Raw genomic sequence first — 21,313 nt, 5'->3', positions numbered from 1 at the left:
CCGCCGGCAATGCCGGCACGGCAGGCACGGACTCCGTGCCGGTCGATACCGCCCCGCCCGTGCCGACCATCACCCTCGATGCCAACATCACGCCGGACGACATCATCAACGCCACCGAGGCCGGTCAGTCGATCGCCATCACTGGTGTGGTCGGTGGCGACGCCAAGGTGGGCGACACCGTCACGCTGACCGTCAATGGCAAGGACTTCAGCGGCGCCGTCGTCAGCACCGCAGGGGTGCTCGGCTTCAGCATCGCTGTGCCGGGGGCAGACTTGGTTGCCGACAGCAATGCCACCATCGACGCACGTGTGACCACGACGGACGCCGCGGGCAACAGCGCATCGGCTACCGATACCGAGAGTTATTCGGTCAATCATGTTCCCGTTGCTGTGGCTGACCTTGCTACTGTCAGCGAGGATGCAGTCAACATCACTGGAAATGTGACTCCCGGCACAAGCGGCCAGGACTCCGATCCAGATGCCAACACCACACTCACCGTAGTTGGTGTGGCGGCCGGCACACAGACCTCGGCATCCGGTAATGTTGGCAGCAGTGTTGCCGGCAGCTACGGCTCGGTGGTGATCAACGCCAACGGTAGCTACACCTATACGCCAGGTGCAGGTGCCCAAACGCTAGCAGCAGGCCAGACCACGACAGACACCTTCACCTACACCATCAGTGACGGCTTAGGCGGAACTGCCTCGACCACTCTCTCAGTGACAGTCCAAGGAGCCAATGACGCCCCGGTCAATACCGTGGCTGGCGCACAGACCGTTACCGAAGACACCGCCAAGGCCATCACCGGCGTGTCGGTGGCCGATGTGGATTCGTCCTCGCTGACCACCACCGTCTCGGTGCTCCACGGCACGCTCTCCGTCACCACCGGCGGTGGTGCAACGACCACCAACAACGGGACCGGCACGGTCACGCTGGTGGGAACGGCGGCCCAAATCAACGCAGCACTGGCGGGCCTGAGCTACACCAACACCGCTGACTACAACGGCACGGATACGGTCACCGTCGTCACTTCGGACGGCACGCTCTCCGATACCGACACCATTGCTGTCACCGTCAATGCCGTCGCGGATATTGCCAATGACACGGCGACGACCAACGAGGACACGCTGGTCAATATCAACGTCAATAGCAACGACAGCTTCGAGAACAGCGGCCACACCATCACCGCCATCAATGGCACGGCCATCGCGGTCGGTGGTTCGGTCGCCGTCACCAATGGTTCGGTGACCCTCAAGGCCGATGGCACGCTGGACTTCACGCCGACGGCCAACTACAACGGCGCGGCTTCCTTCACCTACACCGTCACCTCCGGCGGCGTGACCGAGACGGCCACCGTCAATGTCACGGTCTCCGCCGTCAATGACACGCCGGTCAATACCGTGGCTGGCGCACAGACCGTCACCGAAGACACGACCAAGGCCATCACCGGCGTGTCGGTGGCCGATGTGGATTCGTTCTCGCTGACCACCACCGTCTCGGTGCTGCACGGCACGCTCTCCGTCACCACCGGCGGCGGCGCGACCATCACCAACAACGGGACCGGCACGGTCACGCTGGTGGGGACCGCTGCCCAGATCAACGCAGCACTGGCGGGCCTCACCTACACCAACACCGCTGACTACAACGGCACGGATACGGTCACCGTCGTCACTTCGGACGGCACGCTCTCCGATACCGACAGCATTGCCATCACCGTCAATGCCGTCGCCGATATCGTGGCCGATGCGGTCACCACCGCTGAAGACACAGCAATCACCTTCAACGCAATCACCGGCACCAATGGCGCCAGCGCCGACTCCTTCGAGAACTCGGGCCGTGCGGTCACCGCCGTCACCCAGGGCACGAACGGCACGGTCAGCTTCGCGGCAGACGGAACGCTGGTCTATACGCCGAACGCCAACTTCAATGGCACGGACAGCTTCACCTACACCGTCACCTCCGGTGGCGTGACCGAGACGGCGACCGTCAATGTCACGGTCTCCGCCGTCAATGACACGCCGGTCAATACCGTAGCTGGCGCACAGACCGTCACCGAAGACTCCGCCAAGGCCATCACCGGCGTGTCGGTGGCCGATGTGGATTCGTCCTCGCTGACCACTACCGTCTCGGTGCTCCACGGCACGCTCTCCGTCACCACCGGCGGTGGTGCGACCATCACCAACAACGAGACCGGTACGGTCACCCTGGTGGGCACAGCGACTCAGATCAACGCTGCTCTGGCCGGCCTCACCTACACCAACACCGCTGACTACAACGGCACGGATACGGTCACCGTCGTCACTTCGGACGGCGCGCTCTCCGACACCGACACCATTGCGGTCACCGTCAATGCGGTCGCGGATATTGCCAATGACACGGCAACGACCAACGAGGACACGCCGGTCAATATCAACGTCAATAGCAACGACAGCTTCGAGAACAGCGGCCACACCATCACCGCCATCAATGGCACCGCCATCGCGGTCGGTGGCTCGGTCGCCGTCACCAATGGTTCGGTGACCCTCAAGGCCGATGGCACGCTGGACTTCACGCCGACGGCCAACTACAACGGCGCAGCTTCCTTCACCTACACCGTCACCTCCGGTGGCGTGACCGAAACGGCCACCGTCAATGTCACGGTTGCTGCAGTCAATGACACGCCGGTCAATACCGTGGCCGGTGCGCAGACCGTTGCCGAAGACAGCGCCAAGGCCATCACCGGCGTGTCGGTGGCCGATGTGGACTCGTCCTCGCTGACCACCACCGTCTCGGTGCTCCACGGCACACTCTCCGTCACCACCGGGGGTGGTGCGACCATCACCAACAACGGGACCGGTACGGTCACCCTGGTGGGCACAGCGACTCAGATCAACGCTGCTCTGGCCGGCCTCACCTACACCAACACCGCTGACTACAACGGCACGGATACGGTCACCGTTGTCACTTCGGACGGCGCGCTCTCCGACACCGACAGCATTGCCATCACCGTCAATGCGGTCGCGGATATTGCCAATGACACGGCAACGACCAACGAGGACACGCCGGTCAATATCAACGTCAATAGCAACGACAGCTTCGAGAACAGCGGCCACACCATCACCGCCATCAATGGCACCGCCATCGCGGTCGGTGGCTCGGTCGCCGTCACCAATGGTTCGGTGACCCTCAAGGCCGATGGCACGCTGGACTTCACGCCGACAGCCAACTACAACGGCGCGGCTTCCTTCACCTACACCGTCACCTCTGGCGGCGTGAGCGAGACGGCTACCGTCAATGTCACGGTTGCTGCGGTCAATGATGCGCCGGTGAACACGATGCCGGCCTCCTTCACTACGCTGGAAGACACAAGCAAAGCCCTGACCGGCCTCTCGATCAGCGATGTGGATGCCGGCACAGGCTCGCTAACAGTCACGCTAGTCGTGAATAACGGCGTCCTGAATGTCAGCGGCGGCAGCGCAAGCATTGCCGGCAGCGGCAGCAGCATCGTGACCCTCACCGGCACGGTGGCACAGATCAATGCAACCCTTGCTGCCAGCGTGAATTACGTGCCTAACAGCAATTTCAATGGCACAGACACACTCGCCATGAGCACGAGTGACGGCGGAAATACCGGCAGCGGCGGCACGCTCACGGACAGCGACTCAGTCATCATTACCGTTACGCCGGTCAATGACGCGCCGGTGAACAGCCTTGCCACCTCCTACAGCACCGTCGAAGACACGGCACTCAAGCTGAGTGGTCTATCTGTCGCGGACGTTGATGCGGCCTCGGGCAGCATGAGTGTGACCCTGAACGTCTCCAGCGGTAGCCTTGCGGCCACCTCCGGCTCCGGCGTCACCATCAGCGGCAGCGGCACTTCAGCACTCACGCTCACGGGCACTCTGAGCAGCCTGAACGCCTATCTGGCCACCAGCAGCTCCATGCCGGTCTTCACCCCGGCCACTAACGCCACGGCAGCGGTCACGCTGACCATGACCACCAATGACAATGGCAACACCGGTGGTGCAGCACTGACCGACGTCGACACACGAACCATCACGATCACGCCGGTCAACGATGCGGCAGTGCTGACGGCGGACAGCGCGACCACCAATGAAGACACGGCGGTCAGTGGCAATGTGCTGAGCAACGACACTGATGTAGACAGCGCCCTCACCGTCGGCAGCTTTACCTGGAACGGCACGACCTATTCAGCCGGCGCCACAGCCACGATCACTGGCGTAGGCAGCCTCAGGATCGGCAGCAACGGTGCTTACACCTTCACACCGGCAAGCAACTACAACGGCTCCGTTCCGACAGCTACCTATTCGGTACTGGAAGATGGCTCTACGTCGGCCTCCTCCACGCTTTCGCTCGGCATCACGCCGGTGAACGACGCGCCGGTGAACACGGTCAAGACTTTCTCGACCTCGGCACCGACCACGGGCACGACCTACATCTCACTGGGGGGAATGTCTGTCACCGACGTGGATGCGGGCACCTCGACGATCACGGTGACCTTCAAGGTCAGCACGGCCTATGGGACACTGGCCGCCACCGGCTCGACCGCCTCCGGCGTCACTTCCAGCACATCCACAACGGGCGGTGTCCAGACCCTGACGCTGACAGGAACCCTCACTGCCATCAACACCTACCTGGCGCTGACAACCGGCACGAACGCGGCCGGAAACGGCTTGAAGTTCAGCACCACGTCTGCCAGCACGACCGGCACTGCAGATCTGACCATGACCAGCAGCGACGGCTCGCTGACCGACACCGATGTCACGACAATCACGATCGCCGAGACCTCGACCACCGGCAATGCCGACCCTGACGCCGGCACGCTCACCGAGGATGCGACGACCTCATTGACCGGAAATGTGCTGACCAATGACCAGGGCAACACGAAGTCGGTCTCACTGGTGAGCTTCGAAGGGGTGACGCAAACCGTCGGTACGGCTTTCAGCACCAACTACGGCACGCTCACGATCACCTCGACCGGCGCCTACACCTACACCGTGAACAATTCGGCAGTGCAATACCTCGCCGCGGGCCAGAGCATTACCGAAACCATTGTCTACCGAGAGACCTACTCCACCGGCACGGACACCTCCACGCTCACCATCACCATCACGGGCGCCAACGATGCGCCGGTAATCAGTGCGACCAGCGTCGCGGTGACCGGCACCGAAGACACGTCCTATGTTTTCTCCTGGTCGCAGTTCGGCATCTCGGATGTGGATACGTCGAATACCCTGTATGTGCAGGTCAGCACCCTGCCTAGCGACGGCACGCTGCAGTACTACAACGGAAGCGCCTGGGTCTCGGTCACCGCCGGGCAGAACATCTCGAAGAGTGACATCGACTCCGGCTACTTCCGCTTCGTGCCGGACAGCAACGAATCGGGTGCGGATATCTACGGCGCCTCAGGCACCGGCAACATGAAGAACGATTACGCGTCCTTCACCTTCAAGGGCTACGACGGCACGACGACCAGCAGTGCGACCGGCACCGTCACCATCGACATCACCCCGGTTGCCGACGACGCCAAGCTCACGGTGGGCGGTGTATCCGTCATCGATGGCTCCACGCTGATCGTTACACCGCCGGCTAGCGATGGTCTGACCGTGCGCCAGTACACGAGCATCGGCAACATCTCCACCGCCACGGTGGACACGCTTGCCGAAGTGCAAAGCCTGCTGACCCTGCTCGACGCAAACACGGCGAGCTCGACCACGATCTCCACCACGCCTCAGAACTACACCGCCAACACCAACAGCGATCCGAGCGGCATCCCCACCGACGGCGCGACACGGATCACCGGTCTTATCTACCTGGAGGCGGGTCACACCTACACCTTCAGCTCCTACATGGATGACACCGCGCTGCTGGTGGTGGGGGGCACGGTGCTGATGGCCAAGCAATACAACAGCTGGGGCAACATCACCGCGACCAGTTACACCGTCACCGTCAGCGGTTACTACACCATCGACTGGGCGGTCTATAACGGCAACAGCATTGGCGCCTTCAAGCCCTACCTCTCGGTTGATGGCGGCACCGCACTGGAGCTCACCAGCAGCAACTTCCTCATCTACAGCTCACTGGCAGCGGTCGAGGCCGCGGGAGGCGTTCACGATGCGGTCGTCGGCAGCTCGACCGCCGGCTACTATCCGGTCAGCAACAGCGGCGTTGAAGACACGGCCATCTCCATCTCGCCGATCACGATCTCGCTTTCCGACAGCGATGGTTCGGAATCGATGGCCAGCCTGGTCGCCACCGACCTGCTTGTTGGCACCGTGCTGACCGATGGCACCAATACTTTCACCGCTACCAGCGGCAATACCTCGGTCAATATCACCAGTTGGAACCTCAGCACGCTCAAGATCACGCCGCCGCTCAATTTCTCTGGCAACTACAGTCTTGAGCTAACGCTGACCAGCAAGGAAAACGCCACCGGCGAACTGGCGACCAACTCCACCACCCTGACCATTCCGGTAGCCCCTGTTCAGGATGCGCCGGTCTCGGCTAACGACACCGCCAGCGTGGTCGAGGATTCGGGCAGCTATGTGGTGAGCGGCAATGTCATGAGCAATGACAGCGATCCGGACGGCGACGCCATCACCGTCACTGCTGTTAACCGGCAGTCAGTCCTGCTCGGCGCGGATGTCGCCAGCCTGTATGGCTACTTCCACATTAACGCGGATGGCAGCTACACCTACACGCTGAACAACGACGACGCACGCGTCAACGCCCTCAACACTAGCCAGACACTAACCGACTCCATCACTTACACCATCGCCGATACGGAAGGTCTCACCAGTACCAGCACGCTGACGATCACGATCAATGGAGCAAGCGACAGTTACTCGACGTCCTCAACGATCAGCGGCACCACAAGCGCAGACTCGCTGAGCGGTACCAGTGCGGCAGACCTGATTCAGAGTCTGGCAGGCAATGACTACATCGAGGCCGGCGCGGGTCACGATGTGGTCCGCACAGGAGACGCCAGCGGCACAGCGACTCAGACTGAGCTCGCTGCCTCTGCTTTCATGACGACGGCAGATGCCAGCATGACCGACAGCAACGGTCTGCTCACCGTCGCAGACGCCACCCACAAGGCCTATGGTGATCTTGCCAATGGTGGCACAGGCAACGACGCATTGATCGGCAGCGGCAGCGGCAGCGGCACACACCTACTCTACGGCGGCGCTGGCGACGACTACCTGCTGGGCGGAACCAGCACCGACGCCCTGCGTGGCGGCGCCGGCAACGACCGCATCGAAGGCGGCGCTGGCAACGACGTAATGCGCGGTGACTTGGGTGCCGACGTGTTCGCCTGGTCACTGAATGATCAGGCTAGCGCTTCCGGCACCACGGCTGCGCTTGCCGGCAATGTGTATGGCGTTGCGGCCGGCATCGGCCTCTCCAGCACCACGGATCTGGTCACCGACTTCAGCAAGACAGATGGTGATGTGCTCGATCTGCGTGATCTGCTCAGCGGCGAAAGCCACCTCGGCGTTGACCCAGGCAACCTGAGCAACTACCTGCACTTTGAGGTTTCGAATGGCAACACGGTGGTTCATATCAGCAGCACTGGCGGCTTTACAAGCGGCACTTACGATGCAACCAAGGAAGACCAGACCATCGTGCTTCAAGGCGTGAATCTGCTCAACGACGGCACAGCCAGCTTGCTCAGTGACAATGCCGTGATCCAGGACATGCTCAAGAACAACCGCCTGATCGTCGACTGAAGCGGCTGATCCGCCCCAAACGGGCGGATCACACAACTCTTTTAAAAGCGCCACCCGGCAAGGGAAGGCGCTTTTTTTTGCGCAGCAGGTGCACATCTATGTCGATTCGTAAGCGTCACTTGCATGTATTTCTCTGGTCAGAGCTATCTGCTTACACCACATCACCAACGCATCAGCAAAACACGCTGAGAGACTATTTTTGCGCTTCCTGTTGCAGCAGATTCCAGATCCGCTCGGCCATCTGGCTACCGTTGTCATTGGCACGATAGAGGCGCACTTCCAGCGGACAACTCCATTGCGGCGAACCAGCGACAGCCAGTTGTTTCTCGGCAAGCTCATGGGTCACACAGCTCTCCGGCAACCAGCCCAGGCCATGCCCTTCAACGATCATGGCCTTGAGCGCCTCGGCCATATGGGTATCGAAGTTGCGCTCCAGCGGGATGCGCTCCGGCGCGCCGAGCAGGATCATTTCGACCGCGTGAGCGAGATAGCTTCCTGGAGCATAAGCCAGGAAGGGAATAGCGCTGAGAGTGGCCTTGCTCAGCGAAAACAGGGGGCCACCATCTTCACGTGGGGCGGAGAAAGGCAGGAGGCGATCAGTTCCCAAGGGGAGATAGGAAAATCGCTTTGGATCCAGCAGGATCGGCAACTGAGGGTGATGGTAGATGATCAACAGATCACTGGCGCCTTCGATCAACGCAGCAACACCCTCAGGGATATTGACCGCGCCAACACGCGTGATCACATTACTGTCGAGCTTCTCCTTGACACTCCGCAGCCAGCGCGGGAAGTAGGTCAGAGAGAGTGTGTGAGCCACCGAAAAACGCACGGTATCGCCCTTGCTCGGCACCTGCCCACGCAGCACGGTACGCATTTCGTAGGTGCGCTTGAGCATGTCCGCCGCAAAGCCACGGAAGATCCGTCCGGCCGTCGTGAGCTGCACGCCGTGCTCGCGGCGGTCGATGAGTTGGACGCCGAGCCAGTCTTCCAGCGCCTGCACATGACGGCTCAGGGTCGGCTGCGAAACATTGCGATTTTCGGCCGCCTTGGAGAAAGCCCGCGCATCCGCCAGCGTCAGGAAGTCTTCAATCCATCGTATCTGCATTGCAGTTGCGGCGACGCGTCACGCATACCGCACTGCCGACGATCTGAGCAGACGGCAAGGCACGCTCGAAGCCTGCCGAAAAGTTGAACACGATACGGATTGTGCGCGCTTTCATGCGAGTTTTGCATTAAGTCACGCTAAGCGCCAACTTCCTGCCTAGGATTCCAATACCCCAATAGCAGGCAGAACAAGATGAACCCGATTCAAACCCGCAGTGAGCACGACCTGCTCGGCAATCGCGACGTTCCCGCAGACGCCTACTACGGCGTGCATACCCTGCGGGCGATCGAGAATTTCCCCATTACCGGCACACCGATCTCGGTCTATCCCGAACTGATTCACGCCCTGGCCGCCATCAAGCAGGCTGCAGCCCTTACCAACCACGACCTAGGCCTGCTCGACAAGCCTCGCGCCGACGCCATCATCAGCGCCTGCGAAGAGATCCGCGCGGGCGCCCTGCACAAGCAGTTCGTGGTGGACGTCATCCAGGGCGGCGCTGGCACTTCAACCAACATGAATGCCAACGAAGTGATCGCCAATCGCGCACTGGAGATCTGCGGCTTCAACAAGGGCGAGTACGGCCAGCTGCACCCCAACGAACACGTCAATATGGGCCAGAGCACCAATGACGTGTATCCCACGGCGCTCAAGCTGGCCGGCTACATGGGCGTGCAAAGCCTCATCGCAGCCATGCAGGTTCTGCGCGACGCCTTCGGTGACAAGGCCCGCGAGTTCGCCGACGTGCTCAAGATGGGCCGCACCCAGTTACAGGACGCAGTGCCGATGACTGTCGGCCAGGAGTTCTCCACGTATGAAGAGATGCTCGGCGAAGACATTGCCCGTCTGCGCGAAGCATCGCTGCTGATCTGCGAAATCAATCTGGGCGCCACAGCCATCGGCACCGGCATCAATGCCCACCCCGACTACGCCGCGCTGGTGCGCCAACGTCTGGCCGAAATCACCGGCATCCCGGTACTGACTGCACCGAACCTTGTCGAAGCCACACAGGACTGCGGTGCCTTCGTACAGCTCTCGGGCGTACTCAAGCGCGTCGCGGTGAAACTCTCAAAAGTCTGCAACGATCTGCGCCTGCTCTCCTCCGGCCCGCGTGCCGGTCTCGGCGAAATCAACCTGCCACCAATGCAGGCGGGCTCCTCGATCATGCCAGGCAAGGTCAATCCGGTGATTCCGGAAGTGGTGAACCAGATCGCCTTCGAGGTAATCGGCAACGATCTCACCATCAGCTTCGCGGCCGAAGCCGGGCAGCTGCAACTCAACGCCTTCGAGCCCATCATCGCTCACAGCCTCTTCAAGAGCGTGACGCACCTGCGCGCCGGCTGCCTGACCCTTGCCGAGCGCTGCGTGCGCGGCATCACCGTCAACCGCGAGGCACTGCGTCGCAGCGTTGAAAACTCAATCGGGCTAGTTACCGCACTGAACCCCTACATCGGCTACGAAAATGCGACCCGGATTGCTCAGGAAGCCCTGCTCACAGGTGGCAGCGTCTACGAGCTTGTGTTGCAGCATGGCCTGCTCAGCAAGAGCCAGCTCGACGAAATCCTCCAGCCCGATGTGCTGACCCGCCCGCGTCAGCCCATCAGCCTCAGCCGATGATGGCGGCCTGTCCTGCGGTGTTTTCCACTTTCTTCCTTCACGACAAAACAGCACTAGCACCCCATTCATCATGAGCGAAAACTTCAAGCAGGACGCACTCGACTATCACCGCCTCCCCCAGCCCGGCAAGATCTCGGTCACGCCGACCAAGCCCATGTTGACCCAGCGTGACCTGGCGCTGGCCTACTCGCCGGGCGTCGCAGAAGCCTGTAACGCTATTGTTGCCGACGCAACAGCCGCCGACACGCTGACCTCGCGCAGCAATCTGGTGGCGGTAATCACCAACGGCACGGCAGTGCTGGGCCTGGGCAACATCGGCCCACTGGCCGGCAAGCCGGTGATGGAAGGCAAGGCCTGCCTATTCAAGAAGTTCGCGGGCATCGATGTATTCGACATCGAGCTGGCCGAAAACGACCCGGATGCACTGATCGACACCATCGCCCGCATGGAGCCGACTTTTGGCGGCATCAATCTGGAAGACATCAAGGCGCCGGAGTGCTTCTACATCGAGCAGAAGCTGCGCGAGCGCATGAGCATTCCGGTGTTCCACGATGACCAGCATGGCACCGCCATCGTCGCTGCGGCCGCCATCCTCAATGGCCTGCGACTAGTAGGCAAGGATATTGGCCAGATCAAGATGGTCACCTGTGGCGCCGGTGCTGCAGCGCTGGCCTGTCTGGATCTGGCGGTGAGCCTGGGCATACGCCGTGAGAACGTTTGGATCACCGATCTGTATGGCGTTGTCCATGCGGGCCGCACACAGTGCATGGACGACAACAAGGCACGCTACGCGCAAGAGACCTCGGCACGCACGCTGTCCGAAATCATTGATGGCGCGGACATCTTTCTCGGCCTCTCGGCGGCCAACGTACTGACCCAGGACATGGTCAAACGCATGGCGGCCAATCCGCTGATCTTCGCCATGGCCAACCCTTCGCCCGAGATCCTGCCCGAACTAGCGCTTGAAGCACGACCGGACGCCATCGTCGGCACCGGGCGTTCGGACTACCCGAACCAGATCAACAACGTGCTGTGTTTCCCCTTCATTTTCCGGGGCGCGCTGGATGTAGGCGCCACGACCATCAACGAAGCCATGAAGCTCGCAGCAGTGCGCGCCCTGGCCGCACTGGCGCATGCCGAGATTCCTGATGTGGTGGCCAAGGCTTATGGTGCTCGCGGACTGCGTTTTGGTCGGGAGTATCTGATCCCCAAACCTTTCGATCCGCGCCTCATCGTGGCGGTGGCTCCCGCCGTCGCACAAGCCGCCATGGATAGTGGCGTGGCACGCCGTCCGCTCGCCGATATGGATGCTTATCGTGCCAGCCTGTCGCGCTTTGTCTATCACAGCAGCTCTGTCATGCAACCAGTATTCGATGCCGCACAGAAGCGTCCGCAACGCGTGGTCTACGCGGAAGGTGAGGACGAGCGCGTGCTGCGCGCACTGCAGATCGTGGTCGACGAAGGTCTGGCCCGCCCGATCCTGATTGGCCGCTCCAGCGTGATCGCGGAGCGCATCCAGAACTTCGGTCTGCGTCTGACAGCAGGCCGTGATTTCGAACTGGTTGACCCCGAGAATGACGCCCGTCTGCCCGCAATCGCCGACGCGTACTACGCGCTGGGCTGGCGCGAAGGCGTCAGCCGTGAGGCGGCTCAGCTGGCTGTACGCCAGAATGCCAGCGTACTGGCAGCCATGCTGGTCAAGCGTGGCGAAGCAGATGCCTTGCTATGCGGCACCACCGGCAGCTACCGCCGCCACCTCGACGTGGTGACTCGCGTGATCGGCCGCAGCCAGGGCGTAAACACACTGGCAGCACTAAATCTGTTGATGTTGCCCGAGCGCAACCTGTTCGTCTGCGACACCTACGTCAACCACGACCCCAGCGCCGAACAACTGGCCGAGATGACCCTGCTAGCCGCCCGCGAAATCCGCCGCTTCGGCCTCGCGCCGCACGCTGCGCTGCTATCACACTCCAACTTCGGCAGTGATGACTCACCCAGCGCGCACAAGATGCGCGAAGCCCTGGCCTTGTTGCGCGCCAGGGATCCTGACTTCGAAATCGAGGGCGAAATGCATGGCGACGCCGCGCTCTCGTATGAAATCCTCACGAGCAATCATCCGCAGGCGACGCTGACGCGCGAAGCCAATCTTCTGGTGATGCCCAACCTGGATGCCGCCAACATCACCTTCAATGTGCTGAAAGCCACCTCCGGCCACGGTCTCACTGTCGGCCCGATATTGCTGGGCACCGCACAGCCGGCACACGTACTGACCCCGGTCGCCACGGTGCGCCGCATCGTCAACATGAGTGCGCTGGCCTCACTGGAGGCCGCCAGCCGCCAGGACGCCCGGCAAGCCTGATCACACCAAGACCGTCAGACGGGCTGTATTCCACCACGGGATACAGTCCGTTTTCATTTGTCGCATCCGGCACAAATGCGGTGTCCACCGCATTGCGCTGCCGCACCGACGAGCTACTAGCCAATCTGGCGCGCTACGACTTCACCAACGCGACTCGCCAAACTCCGCCCCCCCGAATCGTCGGCTAGAGCGACTGCTTCGTACGCTCAGCCAACAATCTTCAGATGCAGCCTGAACCCAAGTACGGAAGGGAGGCCATTTCTGCCGTTCTGGCTTGGCTTTGCAGAGGCCTTTGCTTTGCAAACCTCGTGCGTTGAGCAGCAGCATCGGCGAGCAAGGACGTCCGATGCTAGGGACAAAAGGATAGAGCGCATGTTGTTCATAGGAATGACCGGTGTTGGACACCGCCAATGTATGCCCTCAACAACCTTGGACACCCTAAAACGTCGCCAGACGCCAAAAACTTCTTTCCTATATTTTCAACAACTTACCTAGAGAGCAAGCCCCCTGGACGTCCTTAAACCTGCATGTTCATGATGTCCTGATAGGCGGAAACGAGCTTGTTCCGTACCTGCACCATTTGCTGGAAGGAAAGGTTGGCTTTCTGCAGATTCACCATCACATCCTGCAGATTTACTTCACTGTTGCCGGCCGAAAAATCCTGCGCCATCTGCTGGGCCGATTGCTGGGCCTGGCTGACTTCGGCCATCGCGTTCTGCAGGGCTACGCTGAAGTCCGCTCCACCGGCAGCCGTGCTGGCGGATGCCTTGCCGCCAGCAACTTCGCTGGCAGCCTGCATCTGGCCGATCATCTGTTCGATTGCACGAGTGTCCATGTGAAGCTCCGTTCAGTTGAGCTGTTTAAGCAGTTTTTGTGCCCAAATGTTTCGCTGAGTCAAACCAGTCGCCCTCATTGCTCTACCCAGCCTTCATCCCGGTATTGCTGAAGCTTGTAACGCAAGGTCCGTTCCGAGATCCCCAGCTTCTCGACCGCTTTCTTTCGCGAGCCGCCCACCGCCCGCAGCACATCGAGAATATGTTGTTTTTCAAGGTCTTTCATATTGGTCGGGGTCGCCTCGGGAGCGCCTGCCTGCGGCATTGCCGGGGTCTGGAAGTACGGTGCCAGTGCCGCTGCCGGCGACGACGGCAGACCACTGAAGCCTTGCGGAGCATCCAGTGGCGAAGCCTTGCCCCAGTCCGGCAGACACAGTTTCACGTCATCAGCCACGATGGTGTCACCGGAGGCAAGAATCAGGGCTCTTTGAACGGTGTTTTCGAGCTCGCGCACGTTACCGGGCCAGCGCCAGGCGGCAAGAATTTCCGCCGCACTGCCGGCAATTCTTGCCGTTTTGCCGATCCGTTCGCCATGACGGGTGATGAAATGGCGGGCCAGCGGCAGGATGTCGGCCGGGCGATCGCGCAGACTGGGGATCTCCAACGGGAAAACATTCAGGCGGTAGTAGAGATCCTCGCGGAAGCGCCCGGCCTGCACCTCACGCAGCATGTCGCGGTTGCTCGTGGACAACACCCGGATATCCAGCGCCACCGGTTTCTTGCCACCCACACGCTCCACTTCTCGCTCCTGCAGCACACGCAGCATCTTGGCCTGCAGGCCCATAGGCATTTCGGAGATTTCATCAAGCAAGATGGTGCCAGCCTGGGCCTGCTCGAACTTGCCGGCCTGCGAACTCTGGGCGCCAGTAAAACTGCCCTTCTCGTAGCCAAAGAGCGTGGCTTCGAGCAGGTTTTCGGGAATCGCTGCGCAGTTGATCGCCACGAAAGGGCCGTTCTTGCGCCGCGAATGCTGGTGCAGGTAACGCGCAAAGACTTCCTTGCCGGTACCGGATTCGCCAGTGAGCAGTACCGAGGCGTCGGTTTCTGCCACGCGTGCTGCCATGGCCAGCACCATCCGGGTCCGCGGATCTTCAGCCACCATGTCGTCCTGGCTCGGCGTGACGGTAGCGTAGCGGCGCACGTTCTCCAGCAGCACGCTGGATTCGAACGGCTTCATTAGGAATTCGCAAGCCCCACCGCGCATGGCCGAGACGGCCTTGTCCACATCACCAAAAGCCGTCATCAGCAGCACCGGCAGTTGCGGATTCACGGCGCGGATGCGGGCCAGCAACTCAAGGCCATCCATCGGATCCATGCGCAAGTCCGAGATAACCAGATTGAAGCGCTCGCGCTCCAACGCACCCAAGGCTTCCGGTCCGCTGGCCGCCAGCACCACGCGGTGGCCGGCAGACTCCAGAATCAGGCTGATCGCATCGCGCAGACTGGGATCATCATCCACAACGAGGATGGAGAGGGTTTCGATCATGATGGCTGGGCTCCCGTGAGGGCGGATTCGCTGGATTCGGGGGGATTGGAGGGATTGGCAGGCTGGGCGAGCGGCAGGCGAAGGGTGAATTCACTGCCCGCGCCCAAAGTTGAGCGCAAAGCGATTTCACCGCCATGGGCTCGAGCCACACCCCGCGCGATGGCCAGCCCGAGGCCGGTGCCATCGGCACGGGTGGTATAGAAAGGCTCGAAGAGGCGCTCCTGCAGATCCGGCGGGATGCCACGGCCATTGTCTTCCACGCGGAACACCGCTCCGCTCTCTTCGACTTGTGCCGTAAAGCTCACCCTGCCGTCTGCCGTCACGGCTTGCAGGGCGTTTTCGAGCAGATTGATGAGCGCGCCGGAAATTTCCTTGCGGTTGCCAAAGAGCTGTTGCCGTCCGGCCCGGCAATCGGCCTCGAAGGCTATACCGCGGCGTGCGGCAACCGGTTCGATGGTGGCGGCAAGTTCGCCCACCAGCTCGCAGATGGTGAAGGATTCGCGTCCAAGCGCTTCGCCACGCGCGAAGATCAGCATGTCGTGAATCAGTTTTTCGAGATGGCGCAGGCGTTCCAGCGCACGATCAGCCACCTTGGCCCGTGCAGCAGAATCGAGCTCAGTGCTAGCCATATGACCGGTGTAGAGCAAAGCAGCTGCCAGCGGCGTGCGCAGCTGATGGGCCAAACTCGCCACCATCTCGCCCATTGCCGCGAGGCGTTCGCTGCGCGCGCTGTGCATGCGCATCTGCCAGGCTTCGGTCACATCGTGTAGCAGCACGATACGCCCGCCATGCATGTCCAGCGGGCTTTCCGAGAGCGCAATGCGCCGGACTTCACTGCCATGATTGAGAAAGTATTCGCCAGGCGTATCGGTGGGCTCGAAACGGGCGGCCAGCATGCTCCAGTGGGTGCCGGCAAACACCTGGCCAAGCATGTTCAGAGCCGCACGGTTGACCTGCTCCACTTCCGCCTTGGCATCAAGCAGCACTACGCCGGCCGGCAGGGCAGCCATCAGCTGGGTGAGGCGCTCAGTCAGCGCACTCACCTGCCCCTGCAGACCGTTGTAAGCCTGGGTCAGCTCGCCAGAAGCACGTGCGAAGGCCTGAAAGGCTTCGGCAAGACTGGCAGCGTCCATCGGTGGCGTAGTCGGATTCATGAGCAGTGACGCACTTGGCGGGATGCTCGCCACTGTAGGCCTTGCACAGCTTTGCAGAGCCCCGGATTAACCGGCAAAAACTGCCGTTTATTACCCGCTGCCGCTTGCCGGCCCCAGCGCAAAATGCGCTCGTGAAAAAGGCCGCTGACAAGTGGTCAATAAGGCTGCTGCAAAGTAGCCGTAACGGAGCGCGATACATGGCCGAAGAAGCATTGCCAAACCCGCCGACTACGCCGCTGCAGGCGATCATGGACAACTTTACCCGCCTCACGCCACGCCAGAAAATGGCTGGTGCGGCGGCGCTTGCGTTCTCGGTGGCACTGCTGGTGGGGGTCTGGCTGTGGAGCCAGGAGCCGCCCTACTCGGTCCTGTTCTCAGGCGTGGAAGAGAAGGATGGCGGCGCCATCATCACCGCGCTGCAGCAGCAGAACGTGCCCTATCGCGTCGAGAACGGCGGCGCCACGATCATGGTGCCGGGAGCCCGCGCCAATGAGCTGCGCCTCGCACTCGCCGCCCAGGGTTTGCCACGCGGTGGCTCAGTCGGTTTCGAATTGCTGGAAACCCAGAAGCTGGGGCTCTCCCAATTTCACGAACAGGTTAACTATCAGCGCGCTCTAGAAGGCGAGCTGGCCCGCACCATCCAGTCCATCGGCGCAGTGGCCGGGGCACGCGTGCATCTGGCAATCCCCAAGCAGACAGCCTTTCTGCGCAACGAACAGAAGCCCACGGCCTCGATCGTGGTGAATTTGCGCCCGGGCCGCCGCCTGGATGCGGCGCAGGTGGCCGGTATTGTGCACCTGGTGTCCTCCAGCGTGCCGGAGCTGGCCGCCAATCAGGTCAGCGTGATCGACCAGAACGGCAACCTGCTGGCCCGTCAACGCAAGCAGGATGGCGTAGCGCTCGACGACACTCAGCTCGAATACGTGCGCAACGTGGAAGAGAGCTACATCACGCGCATCCAGAAAATTCTCGATCCGGTACTGGGGGCGGGCAACTTCCGCGCTCAGGTGATGGCCGATGTGGATTTCGACGCCGCCGAGCAGACCTCTGAAACCTACAAGCCCAATCCCAGCCCCGATACGGCGGTACGCAGCCAGCAGACGGCCGAAAACATCTCCAATCAGCCAGGGCCGATCGGCGTTCCGGGCGCGCTCTCCAACCAGCCACCCGTGCCCGCCACCGCACCGATCACCACGCCGGCCGTGCCCGGACAGGCCGCACAGTCCGGTCCGCAGGCGGTGCCGCTGAACACCAACAAGACCGCCACCATCAATTACGAAGTGGACAAGACCGTTGCCCACGTGCGACGTGCGGTCGGTCAGGTACGTCGCCTGTCGGTGGCACTGGTGGTCAACAACAAGGCCGAGAAGGACGCCAAGGGCAATGTGAAGACGGCCCCGCTCAGTGAGGCCGAAGTCCGCAAAATCAATGATCTGGTGCGCGAAGCCGTCGGCTACGTCGAAAAACGGGGTGACACGATCAATGTCACCAACACCGCTTTCACCGATCCGGCACGGGAAGAGGTCACCGCACTGCCGATCTACCAGGATCCGCAGGCCATCAATCTTGCCAAGGAACTGGCGCGCTGGCTGGTGCTGCTGCTGGTGATCCTGCTGGTCTATAAAAAGGTCATCCAGCCGCTGATGCGCACCTTTGCGCCACCCGAACCGGAGCCAGCGATTGGCGCCGAGGCGGAGGGCGCGATTGCAGCCTACAACGCCCAAGCGGAAGGTGGCGAGGAAGGCTCCCTAGGCACGGACGATGACATTCCGCCGGAAGTGCTGGAACTGGAACTGGCCAAGATGAGTTTCGAGAAGAAGCTGGCGCGTGCACGCGAAGTCGCGGCCAAGGATCCGAAGATGGTCGCCCAGTTGATCAAGGAATGGATGGGAGGAGGCGCAAGTGGCGAAGGACGCTAACGACGGGCTGGAAAAGAGCGCCCTGCTGCTGCTCACGCTGGGCGGCGATGAGGCCGCGGAAATTCTCAAGCATCTGTCGCCGCGCGAGGTGCAGAAGCTCGGCGCCGGCATGGCCAAGATGACTCCTCAGCCGCGCGAACGCGTCGAGAAGCTGATCGAGGAATTGCAACTGCATGCAGCACGCGGCTCGCACATCGAGCCGGACGAGGAAGCGATCCGCGTCATGCTCACCAAGGCGCTTGGTGACGAACGCGCCGCCAATTTGATCTCGCGCGTGCTGCAGGGCTCGGACACTGCGGGCATCGAATCCCTCAAGTGGATGGATGCCGCCACCGCCGCCGATCTGATCAAGAACGAGCACTCGCAGATCATTGCCACCATCCTGGTGCACCTGGAGTACGACCACGCTGGTGAAATCCTGCGCCATTTCACCGAACGCCTGCGCAACGATGTGCTGTTGCGTATCGCCACTCTGGATGGCGTGCAGCCGGCTGCGCTGAAAGAGCTCAACGAAGCGCTTACCCGCGTGCTCTCAGGCTCTGGCACCAGCCTCAAGAAAGCCTCCATGGGCGGCACCCGCCATGCGGCGGACATTCTCAACTTCGTGGGCGCAGCGGCCGAAACCGCGATTCTCGACAACGTACGCGAATACGACCCGGATCTCGCCCAGCGCATCCTCGACGAAATGTTCGTATTCGAAAACCTGATGGATTGCGACGACCGCGGCATCCAGACCATCCTGCGCGAAGTGCAGGGCGACCAACTGGTCATCGCGCTCAAGGGCGCCAACCCCGAAATGCGCGAGAAGATATTCAAGAACATGTCCAGCCGCGCTGCCGAAATGCTTCGCGAAGATCTGGAATCGCGCGGGCCGGTGCGCCTGTCGGAAGTGGAAACGGCGCAGAAGGAAATCCTCAAGACCGCCAGACGCCTGTCCGAAGAAGGCCAGATCATGCTCGGCGGCAAGGGAGGCGACGATGCCTTCGTCTGAGCCCTCAAGCAAATGCCTCCCACAGGGGGCGCGATAGATGGCTGAAGTCATCCCGCGCAGCCAGGCTTCCAGCGCCTATCAGCGCCTGGCCTTCGATCAGTTCGACGCGCCACCGCCCGCACCAGAGCCGCCCCCTGTCTTGGAAGCGGCTGCGCCCGGTGGCCCCCTGGAAATTGCTCCGGGTGTGCAGCTGCCCACGCTGGAAGACATCGAGCGCATCGTGCAGGAAGCCCAGCGCGAGGGCTACGCTGCCGGTTATGAAGAAGGCAGTGCACGCGGGCGCATGGAGGCGGCCGAACTGCATCAGCTGGTGCAGTCTTTCGACGAAGCGCTGGGCCAGGTGGACCAGGAGGTCGCCGAAGAGCTCCAGGCGCTGGCCATTGAGATCGCCCGCCAGGTGGTGCGTGACAGCATTGCCGCCAAGCCCGAGAGCGTGCTCGAAGTGGTACGCGAAGCGATGCAGAACCTGCCCCAGCAAAGCGCCACGATCCGCGTCAATCCGGAAGACGTGCAACTGATGCGCCGCTACGTCGGCGAGCATTACGAAGACCTGGCCCACCGCGTCGCCGAGGACGATTCAGTCGCACGCGGCGGCTGCATCATCGAATCATCCGGCGGCCAGATCGATGCCCAGTTGCAGACCCGCTGGCGCCGCATCGTCGAGAACTTCAGCCGCAATGCCGCAGCGTTGGACGAGGAGTAAGGCCGCATGAGTTCGCGTGAGCATTTCGCTCCGGTCTGGAAAGGCTTTCTCGGCGACTGCCGCAAGCTCACCCGCGCCACCCCGCCCTTCCAGGTCCTCGGGCGGCTCACCCGCATCAACGGCATGGTGATGGAAGCCGCTGGCCTCAAACTGCCCCTGGGTTCGGGCTGCCGCGTGATGGTGCCGGGTGGTGGCACGGTGGAGGCAGAGGTCGTCGGCTTCAACGGTGACAAGCTCTACATGATGCCCACCGACGATGTGATCGGCCTCGCGCCTGGCGCACCGGTCATGCCCAACGAACCCGTACAGCCCACGCCGACGGCCAGCGAGCGGGTAGAGCCGCGCCGCCGCGCCTCAGACCGCGCAAAACACCTGCCGGTGGGAGACGAAATGCTCGGCCGGGTGGTGGATGGCGCCGGCCGGCCACTCGATTCACTGGGCCCCTTGCTGACCACCCAGACCCGCTCGCTGCAAAGCCGCCCGATCAACCCGCTGGCGCGCGCCTCCATCACCAACAGCCTGGATGTCGGCATTCGCGCCATCAATGCGCTCATGACGGTCGGCCGCGGCCAACGCGTGGGGCTCTTCGCCGGCTCGGGCGTAGGCAAGTCAGTGCTGATCGGGATGATGGCGCGCTACACCTCGGCCGACGTAGTCGTGGTCGGCCTGATCGGCGAGCGCGGCCGCGAGGTGAAAGAGTTCATCGAGCAGAACCTCGGCGCCTACGGCCTGGCGCGTTCGGTGGTGGTCGCAGCGCCCGCCGACACCAGTCCGCTGATGCGCCTGCAGGGCGCCGCCTACGCCACCACCATTGCCGAGCACTTCCGCGATCAGGGCAAGCAAGTGCTGCTGATCATGGATTCACTCACCCGCTACGCCATGGCCCAGCGCGAAATTGCCCTGGCCATCGGCGAGCCGCCGGTTACGCGTGGCTATCCACCCTCGGTCTTCGCACGCCTGCCGGCACTGGTCGAGCGTGCCGGCAACGGGCCCGATGGCGGCGGCTCGATCACTGCCTTCTACACCGTACTGGCCGAAGGCGACGACCAGCAAGATCCGATCGCCGACTCGGCACGCGCCATTCTGGACGGCCACTTTGTGCTCTCGCGCAACCTCGCCGATCAGGGCCACTACCCAGCACTGGATATCGAGCAATCCATCTCACGCGCCATGCATGGCCTGATCCGGCCCAGCCACTTCGATCTCGTGCGGCGTTTCAAGCAGCTATTCTCAAGATACCAGCGCTCACGCGATCTGATCGCGGTTGGCGCCTATCAACCCGGCGGCGACCCGCTGCTGGACGAAGCCGTACGCATGTACCCGGAGCTCGAACGCTTTCTGCAGCAGGCAATTGAAGAGCGCGCCGATTACGAGGTCAGCCTCGAACAACTGCACAGACTCTTTGGTTTGACGATGTAAGGC

General features: G+C 62.0%; 12 protein-coding genes. 7 read left to right on the top strand and 5 right to left on the bottom strand.

Annotated elements, in window-relative coordinates:
- Positions 1–7,727, top strand: a 7,727-nt coding sequence (locus HJ583_RS07385; RefSeq protein ID WP_170021275.1) for a tandem-95 repeat protein, incomplete at its 5' end; no start/stop codon positions are given.
- A gap of 193 nt (positions 7,728–7,920) precedes the next feature.
- Here HJ583_RS07385 and HJ583_RS07380 read toward each other — a convergent pair.
- Both HJ583_RS07380 and HJ583_RS19250 read right to left on the bottom strand, forming a co-directional pair.
- The gene (locus HJ583_RS07380) at positions 7,921–8,832 is read right to left on the bottom strand and encodes a LysR family transcriptional regulator (protein WP_170021274.1); all 912 of its coding nucleotides are present in this window, start codon (positions 8,830–8,832) and stop codon (positions 7,921–7,923) included.
- Entirely contained in the window at positions 8,813–8,947 is a 135-nt protein-coding gene (locus HJ583_RS19250; RefSeq protein WP_268968128.1) for a hypothetical protein, read from the bottom strand. Before HJ583_RS19250 ends, HJ583_RS07380 begins: the two co-directional genes overlap by 20 nt.
- Positions 8,948–9,024: 77 nt before the next feature.
- Between HJ583_RS19250 and aspA the strand changes: the two genes are divergently transcribed.
- On the top strand, positions 9,025–10,446 hold the full coding sequence (gene aspA, locus HJ583_RS07375) for an aspartate ammonia-lyase (RefSeq protein WP_170021273.1): 1,422 nt from the start codon (positions 9,025–9,027) through the stop codon (positions 10,444–10,446).
- A gap of 70 nt (positions 10,447–10,516) precedes the next feature.
- Positions 10,517–12,805, top strand: a complete 2,289-nt coding sequence (locus HJ583_RS07370) for an NADP-dependent malic enzyme (protein WP_170021272.1) — start codon at positions 10,517–10,519, stop codon at positions 12,803–12,805.
- 517 nt (positions 12,806–13,322) lie between these two features.
- Here HJ583_RS07370 and fliE read toward each other — a convergent pair.
- From fliE to HJ583_RS07355, 3 genes are all read right to left on the bottom strand, one after another.
- Positions 13,323–13,640 carry a flagellar hook-basal body complex protein FliE gene (fliE, locus tag HJ583_RS07365; protein ID WP_101942860.1) on the bottom strand — a complete coding sequence of 106 codons (318 nt, stop codon included), beginning with the start codon at positions 13,638–13,640 and terminating at the stop codon, positions 13,323–13,325.
- Positions 13,641–13,714: 74 nt separating this feature from the next.
- Positions 13,715–15,124 carry a sigma-54-dependent transcriptional regulator gene (locus tag HJ583_RS07360; protein WP_170021271.1) on the bottom strand — a complete coding sequence of 470 codons (1,410 nt, stop codon included), beginning with the start codon at positions 15,122–15,124 and terminating at the stop codon, positions 13,715–13,717.
- On the bottom strand, positions 15,121–16,278 hold the full coding sequence (locus HJ583_RS07355) for a sensor histidine kinase (RefSeq protein WP_101942862.1): 1,158 nt from the start codon (positions 16,276–16,278) through the stop codon (positions 15,121–15,123). Before HJ583_RS07355 ends, HJ583_RS07360 begins: the two co-directional genes overlap by 4 nt.
- Positions 16,279–16,475: 197 nt before the next feature.
- On the opposite strand from HJ583_RS07355, the gene fliF reads away from it, so the two are divergent.
- Genes fliF through fliI form a run of 4 tightly spaced genes read left to right on the top strand, consistent with a single transcriptional unit; the run spans position 16,476 to position 21,310 of the window.
- Positions 16,476–18,197, top strand: a complete 1,722-nt coding sequence (fliF, locus tag HJ583_RS07350) for a flagellar basal-body MS-ring/collar protein FliF (protein WP_170021270.1) — start codon at positions 16,476–16,478, stop codon at positions 18,195–18,197.
- Positions 18,181–19,188, top strand: coding sequence for a flagellar motor switch protein FliG (fliG, locus tag HJ583_RS07345; protein WP_170021269.1), 1,008 nt, complete (start codon positions 18,181–18,183; stop codon positions 19,186–19,188). The genes fliF and fliG overlap by 17 nt, the downstream gene beginning before the upstream one ends.
- A 37-nt stretch (positions 19,189–19,225) precedes the next feature.
- Positions 19,226–19,891 (top strand): FliH/SctL family protein, encoded by a 666-nt coding sequence (locus tag HJ583_RS07340; protein WP_170021268.1) that lies wholly within the window; start codon positions 19,226–19,228, stop codon positions 19,889–19,891.
- A 6-nt stretch (positions 19,892–19,897) separates the two neighbouring features.
- Positions 19,898–21,310, top strand: coding sequence for a flagellar protein export ATPase FliI (gene fliI, locus HJ583_RS07335; protein ID WP_170021267.1), 1,413 nt, complete (start codon positions 19,898–19,900; stop codon positions 21,308–21,310).
- Positions 21,311–21,313 lie beyond the last annotated feature (3 nt).

This window comes from Uliginosibacterium aquaticum (assembly GCF_012972705.2).
GTDB classification, from domain to species: Bacteria; Pseudomonadota; Gammaproteobacteria; order Burkholderiales; family Rhodocyclaceae; genus Uliginosibacterium; species Uliginosibacterium aquaticum.
Note: the sequence above shows the minus strand (reverse complement) of the source record. Positions and strands in the feature narration are given on the sequence as shown.